This window comes from Empedobacter sp. UBA6745 (assembly GCF_002453775.1).
GTDB classification, from domain to species: domain Bacteria; phylum Bacteroidota; class Bacteroidia; order Flavobacteriales; family Weeksellaceae; genus Empedobacter; species Empedobacter falsenii_C.
The window spans coordinates 40569-56558 of record NZ_DKHL01000043.1; the positions used below are offsets into that span (position 1 = coordinate 40569).

The 15990-nt window shown below is 32.7% G+C and carries 13 protein-coding genes; 2 read left to right on the forward strand and 11 right to left on the reverse strand.

Annotated elements, in window-relative coordinates; translation table 11 throughout:
- Positions 1-14 precede the first annotated feature (14 nt).
- The 9 genes from B4H69_RS12050 to B4H69_RS12090 all read right to left on the reverse strand — a co-directional run bounded on the left by B4H69_RS12050 (position 15) and on the right by B4H69_RS12090 (position 11637).
- Positions 15-1520, reverse strand: a complete 1506-nt coding sequence (locus tag B4H69_RS12050) for a serine hydrolase domain-containing protein (protein ID WP_180905296.1) — start codon at positions 1518-1520, stop codon at positions 15-17.
- A 125-nt stretch (positions 1521-1645) separates the two neighbouring features.
- Positions 1646-2782 (reverse strand): helix-turn-helix domain-containing protein, encoded by a 1137-nt coding sequence (locus tag B4H69_RS12055; RefSeq protein WP_180905297.1) that lies wholly within the window; start codon positions 2780-2782, stop codon positions 1646-1648.
- A gap of 72 nt (positions 2783-2854) precedes the next feature.
- Positions 2855-3571, reverse strand: coding sequence for a sulfite exporter TauE/SafE family protein (locus B4H69_RS12060; RefSeq protein ID WP_291094143.1), 717 nt, complete (start codon positions 3569-3571; stop codon positions 2855-2857).
- Positions 3556-3999, reverse strand: a complete 444-nt coding sequence (locus B4H69_RS12065; protein ID WP_038335014.1) for a FixH family protein — start codon at positions 3997-3999, stop codon at positions 3556-3558. Before B4H69_RS12065 ends, B4H69_RS12060 begins: the two co-directional genes overlap by 16 nt.
- A 4-nt stretch (positions 4000-4003) precedes the next feature.
- A complete protein-coding gene (gene ccoG, locus B4H69_RS12070; protein ID WP_180905299.1) occupies positions 4004-5485 on the reverse strand; it encodes a cytochrome c oxidase accessory protein CcoG in 1482 nt (493 codons plus the stop codon).
- Positions 5486-5588: 103 nt separating this feature from the next.
- Positions 5589-6536 carry a cbb3-type cytochrome c oxidase N-terminal domain-containing protein gene (locus tag B4H69_RS12075; protein WP_180905300.1) on the reverse strand — a complete coding sequence of 316 codons (948 nt, stop codon included), beginning with the start codon at positions 6534-6536 and terminating at the stop codon, positions 5589-5591.
- 196 nt (positions 6537-6732) lie between these two features.
- Entirely contained in the window at positions 6733-8997 is a 2265-nt protein-coding gene (ccoO, locus tag B4H69_RS12080; RefSeq protein ID WP_291094146.1) for a cytochrome-c oxidase, cbb3-type subunit II, read from the reverse strand.
- Positions 8997-9161, reverse strand: coding sequence for a cbb3-type cytochrome oxidase assembly protein CcoS (gene ccoS, locus B4H69_RS12085; protein ID WP_019974626.1), 165 nt, complete (start codon positions 9159-9161; stop codon positions 8997-8999). Before ccoS ends, ccoO begins: the two co-directional genes overlap by 1 nt.
- A gap of 79 nt (positions 9162-9240) precedes the next feature.
- Positions 9241-11637: a heavy metal translocating P-type ATPase gene (locus B4H69_RS12090; protein ID WP_180905303.1), complete on the reverse strand. Its 2397-nt coding sequence runs from the start codon at positions 11635-11637 to the stop codon at positions 9241-9243.
- Positions 11638-11712: 75 nt separating this feature from the next.
- Here B4H69_RS12090 and B4H69_RS12095 point away from each other — a divergent pair, with 75 nt between their 5' ends.
- Positions 11713-12420 carry a Crp/Fnr family transcriptional regulator gene (locus B4H69_RS12095; RefSeq protein WP_125349884.1) on the forward strand — a complete coding sequence of 236 codons (708 nt, stop codon included), beginning with the start codon at positions 11713-11715 and terminating at the stop codon, positions 12418-12420.
- 59 nt (positions 12421-12479) lie between these two features.
- On the opposite strand, the gene B4H69_RS12100 is transcribed toward B4H69_RS12095, so the two are convergent.
- Positions 12480-13187, reverse strand: a complete 708-nt coding sequence (locus tag B4H69_RS12100) for a DNA alkylation repair protein (RefSeq protein WP_180905304.1) — start codon at positions 13185-13187, stop codon at positions 12480-12482.
- A gap of 293 nt (positions 13188-13480) precedes the next feature.
- On the reverse strand, positions 13481-14707 hold the full coding sequence (hflX, locus tag B4H69_RS12105) for a GTPase HflX (RefSeq protein WP_180905305.1): 1227 nt from the start codon (positions 14705-14707) through the stop codon (positions 13481-13483).
- 136 nt (positions 14708-14843) lie between these two features.
- Between hflX and B4H69_RS12110 the strand changes: the two genes are divergently transcribed.
- The gene (locus tag B4H69_RS12110; protein ID WP_180905306.1) at positions 14844-15731 is read left to right on the forward strand and encodes a T9SS type A sorting domain-containing protein; all 888 of its coding nucleotides are present in this window, start codon (positions 14844-14846) and stop codon (positions 15729-15731) included.
- Positions 15732-15990 lie beyond the last annotated feature (259 nt).

The following is a 15990-nucleotide window of genomic DNA, read 5'->3' on the forward strand; positions in this document are numbered from 1 at the left end:
ACTATCATAATTGTCTATTTCTTCAAGTCATTTTCAATTTTTGAAATCATTTCTTTTGCGTTTTGATTGGCCGGTTCCAACTGCAATACTTTTTGATAATCAGCTTTTGATGCTGCGAAATCTTTTTTATCAAAATAAGCTTCAGCACGGCTGTCGTACGCATTTGCTAAATCGGGAAATTGATTAATATTCAAACTGAAAATCTTGATAGCTTCATCAATTTTGTTATTTCTTAAAAATTCGTAGCCCAAGGTATTCAGTTCGCTTGCATCCGAAAAATTGTAATCGTTTGGATTGGTTAGCTTCAATTTTTTGTAAAGTTCAATGCCTTTATCAATATCTTGATTGGCGACTTTTTTAATCGTTAACGAAATAGATTCTTTTATGGGTTCAAAAGGATAATTTTTCCATTTATTTTGATAAGCAATATTTGAAACTATTTCATTGATCAGCTGCATATTTCTACCGTTGGTCATAACAACAACACCGTTTCCATCTTCCAAACTTCCAATGTAATGACAAACAAATCCATCATTTCCTCCGCTGTGACCAAAGTATTTTGTACCATTATAATCTTGAATAAATACGCCTAAATTGTTATCAAGCCTTTTAATTGACATTTCTTTTGAAAGAATTTTATTGGATTTTCCTTGTAAAGACAGTTGAGTTTCGATGATGTATTTCGCCAAATCTGTAGGATTGGTCCATAAACCAGCCGCAGCCTGTTCGGGATAAATATGGTATTTGCCAACAACTTCTACCTTTCCATTATAACCCGTCGCTAAAAGATTTTGCTTGTCCGACGATGGCGGTTGATTAAAAGAACTTTGCGTCATTCCGATAGGTAGCAACACATTCTTTTGCATATAATCTGCATATTTTTCACCAGTTACATCTTCAACAATTAACTGAGAAACAGTCGTGCCGCCTCCTGAATATTGAAACTTGAGACCAGGCTCAAAAATAGAACGAACGGCATTAGAATTTGCAGGTTTTGTGCCATCCAAAATTTGCGTAATCGTCGGTAAAGCTTGTCCCTTTTCATAACCACCAAAACCGCTGACAGAAAGCCCAGCCGTATGACTTAACAATTGTGCGATGTTGATTTTTTTTCCTTTTGAAATCGAATCGTAAGGGAATTTCCATGTTTTCAAAAAAGTGTTAATATCCTGATCCAGATTTAATTTTTTGGCTTCGACCAACTTTAGAACGCCCAAACTGTTAAACGATTTACTAATTGATGCCGCCTGAAAAAGCGTTGCTGTGGTTGCTGGTCTTTTCTCAGAGACATCCGCAAAACCATAGGCTTTTACCCATTCAATCTTGTAATTTTTAACAACAGCAATACTTACTGCATTGACTTCGTAAAAATCCATTCGCTCTTTTAAAGTCGTTTTTTTGGTTTTAGTCTTGTCCCAAGCATTTAAATTATTCTCTAAAGATTTGATTTTTTCGTTGACATTTTGAGAATAAGTGGAACTTGAAAAAATCAAAAAAAGGAAAAGGATTGTATTTTTCATATGCGAAACCATTTGATTGTGATTCATATTCAATAATAATTATTTTTCTGCAAAACTGCGTCAAAATGCTTTAATACACGACCGACTAAAAAAAGTCGAACTCATTTTCCGAGAAATACTACCAATTAATTCGGATTTTTCCTAAAATCTGTCGGCGTTGTACCTGTGTATTTTTTGAATGAAGTACTAAATGATGACTTGGAATTGAAACCTACTTCATAAAGAATTTCTAAAATTGTCAAATCTTTTTTGGATGGATCTCGTAAAATTTCTTTGGCTTTTTCGATTCGATATTCATTAATAAAATCAAAAAAATGTTTGTCCATATACAAATTAATCAAAGCCGATAAATCTTTCACAGGCATCTTGACTTGCTCCGCCAAATTCTGAATCGTTAAGGATGAATCCAAGTAAGGCTCATTTTTAAGCATAAAATCTTTTAAAGATTCGATTGCTGCATTTTTCTCCGCATTAATTTCGGGACTCGGTTTTTCTTCGGTAACTACTTCTTTAATCGGTTTTAAATCCGAATTCACACCTCGGAAGAAATCAGGATTGTTTAATGCGACAAACAAATACCAACAAGTACAAACAAAAAAAGAAATACCATCAAGCATCACAATCCACTCCTTCAATTCTCCATTCCCATAGGTAAAAGTAACCAGCCATCTTATCAATACTAAAAAATGAACAACATAAAATAAAATGTTGATTTTATAAAGAGTATTAAGTATTGAAATATTGGGATTGGTATAATTCTCGAGATAGACCTTTTTTGACTTTCTAATGACCAAAAATGAAGCAATAAAATAAACTTGAAACAGAACTTCAAAAAGAATATAGAAAAATCGCATCATCGGTGATTCGCTCAATTCATTGATAAAACTAATTTTTCCAGCTCTGTCTTGAAAATATATTCCATAAGCCATATACAAATTGAACGCAACAAAAGGAATACAATGCCATAAATGCTTCGGTTTTAATCGGAATTTGGTGTAACAAACCGACAAAACATAGAAATAAAATGATGCGGGAAAGATATAGTTAAAACTCCAGCGGAAAGCTTCAAGGTTCATATAATTGACGGGGAAATCGCGCATCAAAAACTTCAAACCATCTGCAGCAGTCGTAAAAAGAAAAAACGCAAGTAAACAGTTGGAAAATTTATGCTTGGTTTTCACCGTAACCAAAAATAAGGCAAGGACAAGTACAAGGAAAATCCCTATAAAAGCAGCTATTTCTTTAAATGTGAAGTTGTCCATTTTTGTTTTGAATACAAAATCAAATGTAATATTTTTTCACATCTTTGAGAAAATACATTTATTCAATAAAATCTACATACAATGCTCATCCATTCCATTTAGCTGAAGTGATTCTTTGGCTGGTGAGATAAAAGGTATGTTTAATTCTAATCCGCGAAGGATAAATAATACACCCAAAATAAGTGTGATAATTGGTAAGATTTTTAAGATCGTTTGACGCTGTTTCACTGATAAAAAATTACCAAATAAAACGGTTGCAAACATTAAAGGCAAGGTTCCAAGTCCGAAGAAGAACATAAACATCGCACTTTTATAAACAGATCCTAAACCAATGGCTGCTGTAAGTGAAGCGTAAACCATTCCGCAAGGTAAAAGGCCATTTAATAGACCAACTATATAAAGTGAGGAAGAATCTTTCTTGATTAAGAATTTACCAAGAGAGAGTTTTACTTTTACCATCAAGGCATTTACAGGACGAAGTTGCGTAGCACCATTTTCGTAAAATTTTGGAATCATGACCATAATAATCATCAAAACTCCAATCAAAATACTTAGATAATTTTGTAATCCAACAAATGAAAATGATTCACCAATCAATCCTAAAATTGCACCTAAAATTGTATAAGTGGTTACACGTCCTAATTGATAAGTCAAATTACGAAGTGTAAATTTTAGTTTGTTTTGAGATTCTAATCCCAAAGATAAAGCAATAGGTCCGCACATCCCCACGCAATGCAGGGACGATGTAAGACCTATGGATAATGCTATGATAACTATTGTGAAATCCATCGAATGGACTTTTTAATCAAATAAGTTTGATTATTTTCTTTCCAGCTTAAAGTTAATTCGTATTCTCCGTCAATTAACTTAACAGATGGTACTAAAAAATTCTTTTTATCAGATAATTTGATCGGCATTTTGACATCTTTTGTTTCGTCATCATTACGCATCAAAAAAATATCTCCTTTAAAATCGGCAGCAGTAGTTGCTGGAAATTGAAATAAAAATCCATTTGCTTGTACAATAACTTCTGGTTTTTCGGCCAAAGCATTTGCACGTTTTTCAGCATTTATTTCATCCTGAAAATGAATTTCTTTTTCGTAATAATCCTCGGTTACCATTCCGCCTGTATCTCCTGCAAAATATAACAACGATAGAATGAATATCATAAAACATCCCAAAGCAATTGCTACATAATGTCCCCAATTTAACTTCATATGATTAATATTTGAATGGAGCTGAGAAGCTCGTTTCGTATTTATCGATTACTTTTCCTTTTTGATTGACTAATCCAATCACTACTTTTTCTTTGTACGATTTCACTTCATCCATTGGAATTTTCAAGAAGAATTTTCCTTGGATGATTTGACCTTTTTCCATGTTCAATTTATTTTCGCCTTCGTACATTTCTACTTTTGAGTTTTTGTGTGATAGCAATTGAACTGTTACAATCTGGTCTGCATTTGTTTTATTGTACAATGTATACTCGAATTGATTAACGTAGTATTTGCCTTCTACCTTGTAATCTGTTCCAGGAACTTTAAGGTATTTAGATTCTACATCAGAACGAGAGAATAAGAAAGCTGTCATTGCTCCAATTAATAATAATAAAGCAAATGTATAAGCCGCTAATCGTTTTGTGAATTTGAATTTTTCGCCACGTTTGATATCATCTTCCGAAGCATAACGAATCAATCCTGTTGGTAAACCGACTTTTTCCATTACTTCGTCACATGCATCAATACAAGCTGTACAGTTAACACATTCTAATTGGATTCCGTTACGAATATCAATTCCAGTAGGACAAACAACAACACATTGACCACAGTCAATACAATCTCCTTTTCCTTCTGCTTTACGATCTTCGTTCTTTTTGAATTTTGCTCGACCAGCTGTTCCTTCACCACGTTTGAAATCGTATGTTACATTGATTGTATGCGAATCAATTAATACTCCTTGGAAACGTCCGTAAGGACAAACCAATGTACACGCTTGTTCGCGAAACCATGCGAATACGAAATAAAACATTGCTGAGAAGAAAACTAATCCAACCAATGTTCCTACATTTTCGGCTGGTCCTTCTTTTATAACTGCGTATAAAGCGTCAGCACCAATAATATATGCTAAGAAAACATTAGCAATAATAAATGAAATGATAGCGAAGATGGTCCATTTCAATAATTTTTTACGAATTTTTTCTTCGTCCCAATCTTGCTTATCTAATCTAATTTGTTTTGCTCTATCTCCTTCTATGGCGTATTCTATTTTTCGGAAAACCATTTCCAAGAAAATTGTTTGCGGACATACCCATCCGCAGAACAAGCGACCATAAGCCATGGTGAATAATACGATGAAAATAATTGTCGTAATCATTCCTAAAGCTAAAAGGAAGAAATCGGATGTAAAGAACGGAAATCCGAATAAGATGAATTGGCTGTGCAAAACATCAAACTTGAACAATGGATTTCCATTAGGTAATTTAAAGAAAGGCGTTAAGATTAATATTGCTAACAATACATAACTTACATACGTCCTATAGTTTGTAAACTTACCTTTTGGCTTTTTAGGATAAACCCATTTACGTTCTCCAGTTCGCTCCATGGTTCCAATGGAACTACGAACATCTTCTTTCATTTGGTTGTTATCATCCAAATAATCGTCTAAATTAAATTCATCTTTTGGGTCAGAATTTTGAACACTCATTTTAGTGAATTTTAAATGTATACAAATTTACGACTAAAAAAGAAAAGAGAGCTTATAAATAAGCTCTCTTTCAATATGATATTTGTTGTAATTATTTAATGAATTACTTTTGTTTCCATGCTTCCATTAAGTCACCTTGAGGAGCAGCTGCACCTTCTGCAACTGTTTTCGTAGGTTCTTTTTGGTTGATGTAATAAACATAAGAAGCTACTTTCTCAATTGCTAATCCAGATAACTCTTTACGTTGACCAAATGCACGCATTTGAGGATTGTGAGGAGATCCATTATAAACAATGTGATAGATATTTTTGAACAAACTATCTTCTACATGATTCACCCAGTAATCATCAGTTAAGTTTGGTCCAATACCTCCTTTACCACCTTCCATGTGACATTGAGTACAGTTTTGCTCAAAGATTTTTTTACCTTGTTCTACGATTGCAGGATCGTTAGATTTGTTTACAGCTCCTGTGATATCAATATCATTTGCAACTGCCCAAATACTATCTTGCGCATCTTTGTAAACCATTTCTTCTTCGTATTCTTTGTCCATGTGAGCAAAGTCTGTGAAGCTATATGCCATTACGTAAACTACCATAAATACTACACCAAAGTAGAATAATGATAACCACCATTGTGGTAAAGCGTTGTCTAACTCTTTGATTCCGTCAAAACCGTGATCTAAGATAATAGATTCTTCTTCTTCGTCTGATTGTTTTTTACCAGCACTACTGAACAATCTTTTGAAGTAACCTATTTTACCATCTTCTAAATATTTAGCTTGTTCTTCTTCAGATAATCTTTTAAATTTCTCTGCTTCAACAACTTTGTTTAAAGCATTGATGATTAAAAGCATCACGATTGCAACTGCTAATACTGCCCAGAAAATTCCTTGTGCAAACACATGTTTCAAGTGCTCCAATAAATTGTGCATCATTCCTTGAAAACCTGGTTCTGGCACTACATCTACTGGCGTCACCATTGTAAACGCTAAGATTACTGCTAATAGCGTTAATGGAATAAATATATAAGCCGGGGTACGTTGTCTCATTTTGTATTATTTTTTTCGTTCTCTTCTGGTTCTAAATCTAAAGCTGCTGACTCGCTGTCTTTGTAAAACTCTTTTGGTTTTTTCATAACCTTAACAAAAATCGTCACAAAGACTGCTATAAATCCTATTAGGATTAATGTCTGCAATAAAGATGCATACTCATACTGAGAAAGGAATTCTTTATAATATTTTAACATTAGTTACTTGCTGTCTCTACTTGTTCAGCTTTGATATCTGTTCCTAAACGTTGTAAATATGCGATTAACGCTGTAATCTCACGATCTCTTAACGGAACAAACTCTTTACCTTGTTGTTTAGCTTCTGCTTCTTTTTTCGCATATAACTCTTTCAAGTCAGACGCATCTTTAAAGATAGTTTGCTCGATTGCTAAAGCTTGTTTGTTCATAGAAACTTGCATACTGTCAAAATCTTCTTGTTGATAAGGAACACCTAATGCAACCATTGATTTCATTTTATCACGCGTTAATTCACGGTCTAATTTATTATCAATTAACCAAGGGTAACGTGGCATGATAGAACCATCTGATGTAGAACGTGGATTCCACATGTGTTTGTAATGCCAAGCGTCTGGGTTTTTACCTCCTTCGCGGTGTAAGTCTGGACCAGTTCTTTTAGAACCCCATAAGAATGGGTGATCGTAAACAAATTCTCCTGCTTTAGAGTATTCACCATAACGTTTTACTTCGTCACGGAACGGACGAACCATTTGTGTGTGACAAGCATTACATCCTTCACGAATATATAAATCACGTCCTTCTAATTCTAACGGAGTATAAGGTTTGATACTTGCGATTGTAGGTACGTTTGATTTTACTACGATTGTAGGAACAATCTCTACTAAACCACCAACAGCTAAAGTTAATACTGCTCCAATTGTCATTACCAATGGAGTTCTCTCAATCCAAGAGTGAACACCTTCTCCTTGTGCACGTGTAGAAGCTTTTGGTGCTAAAGCTGGTGCCTCTGCTTCCTCGTTTGCAACAAAGTGTCCAGATTTTACAGTTTTCCAAACATTGATAATCATTAAGATTGATCCTAATAAATACAATGTTCCACCAAATGCACGTAATGGATATAACCATTTTTTAAGAATAGTAACCGTTTGTAAGAAGTTACCATATTCTAATGTTCCGTCTGCTGCGAATTGTTTCCACATTAAACCTTGTGTCCATCCTGCAACATACATAGGAATTACCCAGAATAAGATACCGAAAGTACCAATCCAGAAGTGAGCATTAGCCATCTTAACAGATGCTAATTTTGTATTGAATAATTTTGGTGCTAAGTAATAGATCATACCAAATGCGATAAATCCATTCCATCCTAAAGTACCTACGTGTACGTGAGCAGGAACCCAGTCTGTAAAGTGACCAATTTTATTCAATGTTTTTGTTGCTAACATTGGACCTTCAAAAGTAGCCATACCATANNCTAAGGCAACTACGAAGAATTTCAAAATAGGATTTTCTCTTACTTTATCCCATGCACCACGTAATGTTAATAAACCATTTAACATACCTCCCCAAGATGGAGCGATTAACATGATAGAGAAACCTGTTCCTAAAGCTTGCGCCCAACCTGGTAATGCTGTATAAAGCAAGTGGTGAGGACCAGCCCAAATATAAATGAAGATTAATGACCAGAAGTGGATAATAGATAATTTGTATGAGAATACAGGTCTATTAGCTGCTTTTGGTACAAAGTAATACATTAATCCTAAGATAGGTGTCGTTAAGAAGAATGCTACGGCGTTGTGCCCATACCACCATTGTACTAACGCATCTTGAACTCCAGAATATAAAGAGTACGATTTTGGAGCTGTTAAACTAAATGTTACTGGGATTTCTAAATTGTTAAACACATGTAACATTGTAATTGCTGCCCAAGTTCCGATATAGAACCAAATTGCAACGTACAAGTGACGTACACGACGCTTAGCAATCGTTAAGAACATTTGTGCTCCAAACAATACCCAAACTAACGCGATTAAAATATCAATTGGCCATTCATGCTCAGCATACTCTTTAGAAGTGTTGTATCCTAAGATAAATGTTACAAATGATAATACAATAAATAATTGCCATCCCCAGAAAACGATCCAGCTTAAAACATCGCTGTACATTCTGGTTTTCAACAACCTTTGCATTGAATAATAAGCTCCAGTAAAGAAAGAGTTCCCAACAAAGGCGAATACCGCAAATGTTGTGTGAATCATTCTTAATCTACCAAAACCAAGTTTTCCTTGCGAATTGATTAATCCTTGAATGTTTCCTCCAATTGTTCCATCATCCGATCCGAAGATGTATTCTGGTAACGTAGGAAAAAACAACAAAGTTGCAACCAATACTCCAAAGAAAAATGCCATAACTGCCCAAAACAATGTGGCATAAAGGAAATACTTTACGATCTTATTGTCGTAACTAAAAGTCTGCATTTGCATTATGAGTCGATTTTATCTTGTGTTTTTTTATCATCTTTTAACATTCTCACCGCTGGAGATTCGTCTTCGTCAAACTGCCCTTTCTTGTACCCTAAAAAGAATAAAAGAAGGAAAATTGCCCCCAAAGAGACACTAACTAATATCATTAATAATAATATCCCCATAGCTCCACAAAATTACAAAGCCCTAAGTTCTTATCACAATGATTTTGGTCAGAGCAGTATGTATAACTCTAATTTAAAATCAATCTAAATTCCATTTTGTTAATTTATCCGCAATTCGGGTACTTGCCGTTGCAAAAATTAACACTGAAATAGAACTTATTGGCATTAATATAGCCGCTACAACTGGCTGTAAATAACCAGAAACAGCAAAACTAAGCCCAACAATATTATACAAGAAACTGATGAAAAAAGCAATTTTTACAAATTTCATCGTAGTCTTCGATAACTTTAAGAAATTTGGAATTGCAGAAAAACTTTTTGCATCCAAAATTCCATCACACGAAGGTGAAAAACTGTTAATATCCTCAGAAATAGAGATTCCAACTGTACTTTGTTTCAAAGCTCCAGCATCATTCAATCCATCTCCAAGCATCATCACTTTCTTCCCATCTTGTTCCAATTGTTTGATGTATTCTAACTTATCAGTTGGCGATTGATTAAAAATCAATTTTGCATTTGTTGGAAAAATAGTTTCTAAATATTCTTTTTCAGAATCATTATCCCCAGACAAAACGTGTAACTGATAAGCATCCAATTCTTTCAATAAACGATCTAAACCTTTTCTATATCGATTGGTGTAAACAAATTTACCAAAAACTTCTTCATTAATTGATATAAATACTTGAGATTGATTTAAAGTATTTTCATTAAAAATAGCATTCGTAAAACTTCTCGAACCAACTTTTATTTGATATCCATCTACATCAGCTTGCTGACCTTTACCTACAATCTCTTCGTAATTAGAAATCGGTAAATGATCATCAACCGTCAACTTCTTATATAATGTACGACTTAACGGGTGATTAGAGTTTCTAATCAATGCTTTCACCAATTGCTTTTGATACTCAGAAAGTTCTTTCCCTTCATATTGCACTTGCGCTTCATCACTTTCCGTAATTGTACCAGTTTTATCAAAAACTACATCTGTAATTTTTTCCATTCTTTCGACTGTAGATGTATTTTTTACATAGAATTTCTTATTACCGAAAATACGCATCATGTGTCCCAAAATAAACGGAGAAGACAAACCTAACGCACAAGGGCAAGCGATAATTAAGATTGATGTAACAACTTCTAATATTTTTGAAGAATCGTGGAAATACCAATAAACAGCAGAAATTGCTGTAATAATAAGGATGATTAATGTGAAATAATGACTGATTTTATTCGTCAAAGCATTCAACTCAGATTCTTCTTTCTGGAAAGCATCATTGTTCCATAATTGGGTTAAATAACTTTGATTAACATCCGAAATAATTTCCAACTCAATTGCATGACCAGATTGTTTTCCTCCAGCAAATATTTTATCTCCAGCTTTTTTCTGAATCAAGCGAGATTCTCCCGTCACAAACGAGTTATCAATCATCGCTTCACCTTTCATCAAAATAGCATCGGCTGGAATAATTTCTTCATTTCTAATTAAAATTCGATCACCTTTTTTCAAATCAGCTAACAAAATTGGTTGTTCGTAACCATTTTCTAATTTCGCAACTGCAATTGGATAAAACGATTTGTAATCTCGATCAAATGCCAACGCTTGCATTGTTTGTTGCTGAAACCATTTCCCTGTCAACATCAAAAATAGAAGCATCGCTAATGTATCAAAGTAACCTGGCGAAATATCGAAAATGATATCATAGGTCGATTTGAACATAATCACAATAATTCCTAACGCAATAGGTACATCGATATTGATATATTTATTTTTCAGACCTTGCCAAGCCGAAACAAAATAATCGGTAGATGAATAAAAGAAAACAGGCAACGATAACGCGAACATTGTCCAACGGAAATATCCTTTGTTTTGATCTAACCATTGTTCTTTTACATTACCAAAAACTTCGACATATTCTGGAAACGATAAAAGCATAATATTCCCAAAACAGAATCCTGCAATTACCAATTTGCTCACCAAAGAACGATCGACTTTACTTTTTTTCTTTTTGTCTAATGTTTTTAGATTAATCGAAGGTTTATAGCCTAAATTTGTAATAAATCTTGCCAAATCACCTAATTTCAAATCCGCATCACGATACGTAATCTGAACAGTTTTTTGCGTAAAATTGACATTAGAAGATATAATATTTGGATTAATCGTATCCAAACTTTCTAACAACCAAACACACGAAGTACAGTGCATTACAGGCACGTAAAAGGAGACAACTGTAACGCCGTCATCTGAAAAATCGACAACTTTATCAAAGATTTCTTTTGTGTTTAAGAAATCAAATTGATGATTACTTTTTCCATCAGGACGCAAACCTGCATTACGATTAAGGTCGTAATAATCTTTTAGATTATTTACGTTTAAAATCTCGTAAACCGTTTTACAACCCTGACAACAAAAATCCTTTTCATCGAACTGAATAACCTCTTCTTCAATTCGTTGACCACAGTGAAAACAATTCTCTTCCATACTATTTTACAAAATTACTTTCCTTTTATCAGAATTAACGTTAACTTTGTATGAATTAAGTCATAACAACAAGATATGTCAGAGTTTAATGAGAATGTAGTATCGATTAAAGCGATGTTTGATAACCCAGAGTCTTTCGGGGTTTTTAGTAAGGAAGAATTATTGGAGTTTGAGCAAGAAAAGAAAATCATCAACCTAAAAAAAGGAGACGAAATTATACAAGAAGGTCATACACCAAAAGGTATATATTGCGTCATGAAAGGAACTGCTAAGTTGTTCAAAATTGGTTTTAATGGAAAAGAGCAAATTCTACGTTTTATCAACGAAGGTGACATTATCGGTTATCGCTCAATCTTAAGTCAAGAAGTTTTTGGTGCATCTGCAACTGCAATGACGCCAGTTGAAATATATTATATTCCAGAAAAATTCTTCTTAAAATTATTAGAAGTTAATCCAAAATTAGCTTTCAATATTTTACAAAGAATTGCAAAAGATTTGGGAGAATATGCAAGAACAATTACTTATTTAGCACAAAAAACAGTTCGTGAACGTTTGGCTGAAGTTTTAATTTTATTAGAAGGAAAATTAGGAACAGACAAAGACGGATTTATCAACATTTCGTTGACACGCGAAGAAATGGCAAATTTGATTGGAACAGCAACAGAATCTGCAATTCGTTTGATTTCCGAATTCAAAACTGATGAATTAATCGAAGTTGAAGGAAGAAAAATCAAAGTTTTAGATCATCAAAAATTGACGAAATTAGGTCATGTTATTTTGTAAGAATTTATTCTTGATATAAAATCAAAAGTCGCTCTGTGAGCGACTTTTTTTTATGCAAACTATTTCAATTTCATATAATAATCTTTGAGAATTGGATCAATTTTTTCGAGCGCATATCTCAACGTTGTTCTTGGCATTTGCAACGTATATTCGTCCAAAAACTCAATCAACTTTTCTTCGTTCATTTTTCCCATTTCACGCAACATCCAACCATTTGCCTTGTGCATTAAATCGTGTGAATGATTAAGATTTTTCAACACAATTTCTGGAACAATTGAAAATGATTTTTGTTTGATAAAATACATCGTTGATACAATTGCGATTCGTTTTTCCCACAAATCTTCAGAATCCGCCAATTCAAAAAGCAATTCTTCTCGTTTTTGATGAAAACAATAATGTCCCAAAATTTTATAACAACTTGTGTCAACCAAATCCCAATTGTTGATTTGAGAAGTTTGAGCAAGATAAAAATCGATAATTTCTTTTCGTACAAGTTCGTCTTTTGATTTTTCGTACTTCAAAACCAACATCAACAAAGCAGTTAATCTATATTCGTGAATATCGGAACTCAATAAATTTTTGATGTCATTTAACGAAACTTGTTGATAAAATTCTTTCGCAATCAAACGTTGATTCGGAACAGAAATCCCAAAAAAAATATCTCCTTCGCCATATTCTCCTTTTCCAGTTTTGAAAAAACGCATCATAATTTTTGCTTTTCCTTCATCCGCTAAATCTTGCAAAGTTGATTTTAATTGCTCTATCATATTTTATCAATTAGATGTTGAAGTTAACAAAAAAAGAGTCCAAAAACTGAACTCTTATTTATTTTAAAATATTAAATATAAATTTCCTAACTTTAATACAAACTTATAGTTATGAATTTCAAACACAAGCCTCTAATATTATTTTTCTTCCTGATTATAATAATCAATGGTCTTATAAAACTGTACAATAATCCCTCTGAAAACTCGACAAGTCTTAATATTCAAATTGGATTATTGCTTATGGTTATATTAATTCTAATTTTTAATCTTAAAAAATCTAAAAATTAAACCTATTATTCTTCCGTATCATTTTCTTCTTCTTCATCATAATACTGAAAAAGGAAGTTATTATAAGGAAAACGTTTCATGTGAATTTCTTTCACTTCTTCATAAACTGTTTTGCGCAAATCTTCTAAATTATCTTTTTCCGTTGCCGAAATAAACAATGTCGGATAATCTGTTTTCGCCATCCAAGTACGTTTCCAATCTTCTAATGAATAATTTTCAAATTTCTTTTCAGACAAATCATCTTCATCTTGTTTGATATAAGAAAAATTATCAATTTTATTGAAAACCATAATCGTTGGTTTTTCTTTCGATTCAATTTCAGCTAAAATTTGATTCACAGAATTTACATGATCCTCAAAACTTGCATGCGAAATATCTACAACATGCACCAACAAATCTGCTTCACGAACTTCATCTAATGTAGATTTGAACGACTCCACTAATTGTGTAGGCAATTTACGAATAAACCCAACCGTATCCGTTAATAAGAAAGGTAAATTACCAATCACCACTTTACGAACCGTTGTATCTAATGTTGCGAATAATTTATTTTCGGCAAAAACTTCAGATTTCGATAAGACATTCATCAACGTAGATTTCCCAACATTTGTATATCCAACCAACGCAACGCGTACCAATGCACCACGATTTTTACGTTGAGTTGCCATTTGCTTATCGATTCCTTTCAATTTCTCTTTCAATAACGTAATTCGATCACGAATAATACGTCTATCCGTTTCAATTTCCGTTTCACCAGGGCCACGCATACCAATTCCCCCACGCTGACGCTCTAAGTGCGTCCACATTCGTGTTAATCGCGGTAATAAATATTGGTATTGTGCCAATTCTACTTGCGTACGCGCATAAGAAGTTTGCGCTCGTTGAGCAAAAATATCTAAAATCAATTGTGTACGATCGATGATTTTTTTGTTGACAACTTTCTCAATATTTTTCAACTGAGAAGGTGTTAATTCATCATCAAAAATAACTGTATCAATATCATATTCTTCGACAAAAGCTGTGATTTCATCTAACTTCCCGCTTCCTACAAAGAATTTAGAATCAGGTTTGTCCATTCTTTGCGTAAAACGTTCTCCAACTGTCGCTCCAGCTGTATAAGCTAAGAACTCCAATTCGTCCATATATTCCGTCAGTTTTTCTTCGGATTGTTCACGTGTAATCAATCCAACTAAAACTACTTTTTCGTATTGTGCTTCTTGTTTTTCTAACATATATTACTGCAAAAGTAAAAGAAAGTTTTGGATGTCAGACTACTTCGTCTAAAATCTTAACGATAATTTTCACATTCTATTAAAATTAAATCAGATAAAATTTTCATCTTTGCCGATTCACTAAACAATATACTTTATGAAGAAAAATTTACTATTTGGAGCTTTAACTTTATTATCATTGAGTGTTAATGCTCAAAATCAAAAAATATCTTTTGAAGAATCAGAAGGTTTTACAATAGGAAATCTTAATAACCAAAAAAATTGGTTTAATTGGGGATATGTATCAGATAACAACTCTAAAGTCATTAACACATTTGCAAGCGATGGTAAAAATTCAGCACAAGTTATAAATAATGAAATTGAAGAAGGTAATTGGGGAGGAATTGCTTATCCTGTAATTAAGTATCGTAAATATTCTATTTCTGCAGATGTATATTTAGACAACACTGACAATTCTAATTACGAAATGTTAGCATTATACAATGAAAATAATGATTACGATCTAGTTGGTGGTTTACTTTTTTATTACGACGGAGAAGTCGCCTACGAAGACATGGAAACCAGCATAGTTTTGGGAACATGGACTCCTAAAAAATGGTACAATGTAAAAGCAGAAGTCGATTTAAAAACGAAAAAAGTTATTTATTTCTTAGACAATGTAAAAGTAAAAGAAACTAATATTTCTAATTTAAACAATGAAATTACTGAAGTAGATTTTAGTTTTGATAATTATGGTTCTGGATTTATAGTTGATAATGTTAAAATTGTAGATTTAGAGAATTTAGGTACAAATGAAAATAACAAAACAGAAATTTCTATTTATCCTAATCCTGTAAACGATTATCTTAATATAAATTCTGATAAAAAAATCATTGCAATAAGTATTACAGATTTAACTGGAAAAACACTTTTTGAAGGTACAAATTTGAATAAAATAGATGTTAATCATTTATCTAAAGGATTATATTTAATCAAAATAAAAACCGATAATTCTGAATCAATTCAAAAATTCATAAAAAAATAATCATTTTTAAAGCGAAATATAAAATATATATTTCGCTTTAATTTTGAATAAAACTTATTATTTCATCAAAAAAATAGAATAATTTACTTTTTTTGATCTACTTAAGAACTCTTTTCTCTAATTTTAAAAAAATTCATTGTCAATTAAAATTTCCTTTCTACATTTGTTCCAACAAAAAATAAAAATGTACACAAATCAATTACATCATCACCATCATACTTGCACTCAAGCGAGCAGATAGTGGTATGTAATGATTTTA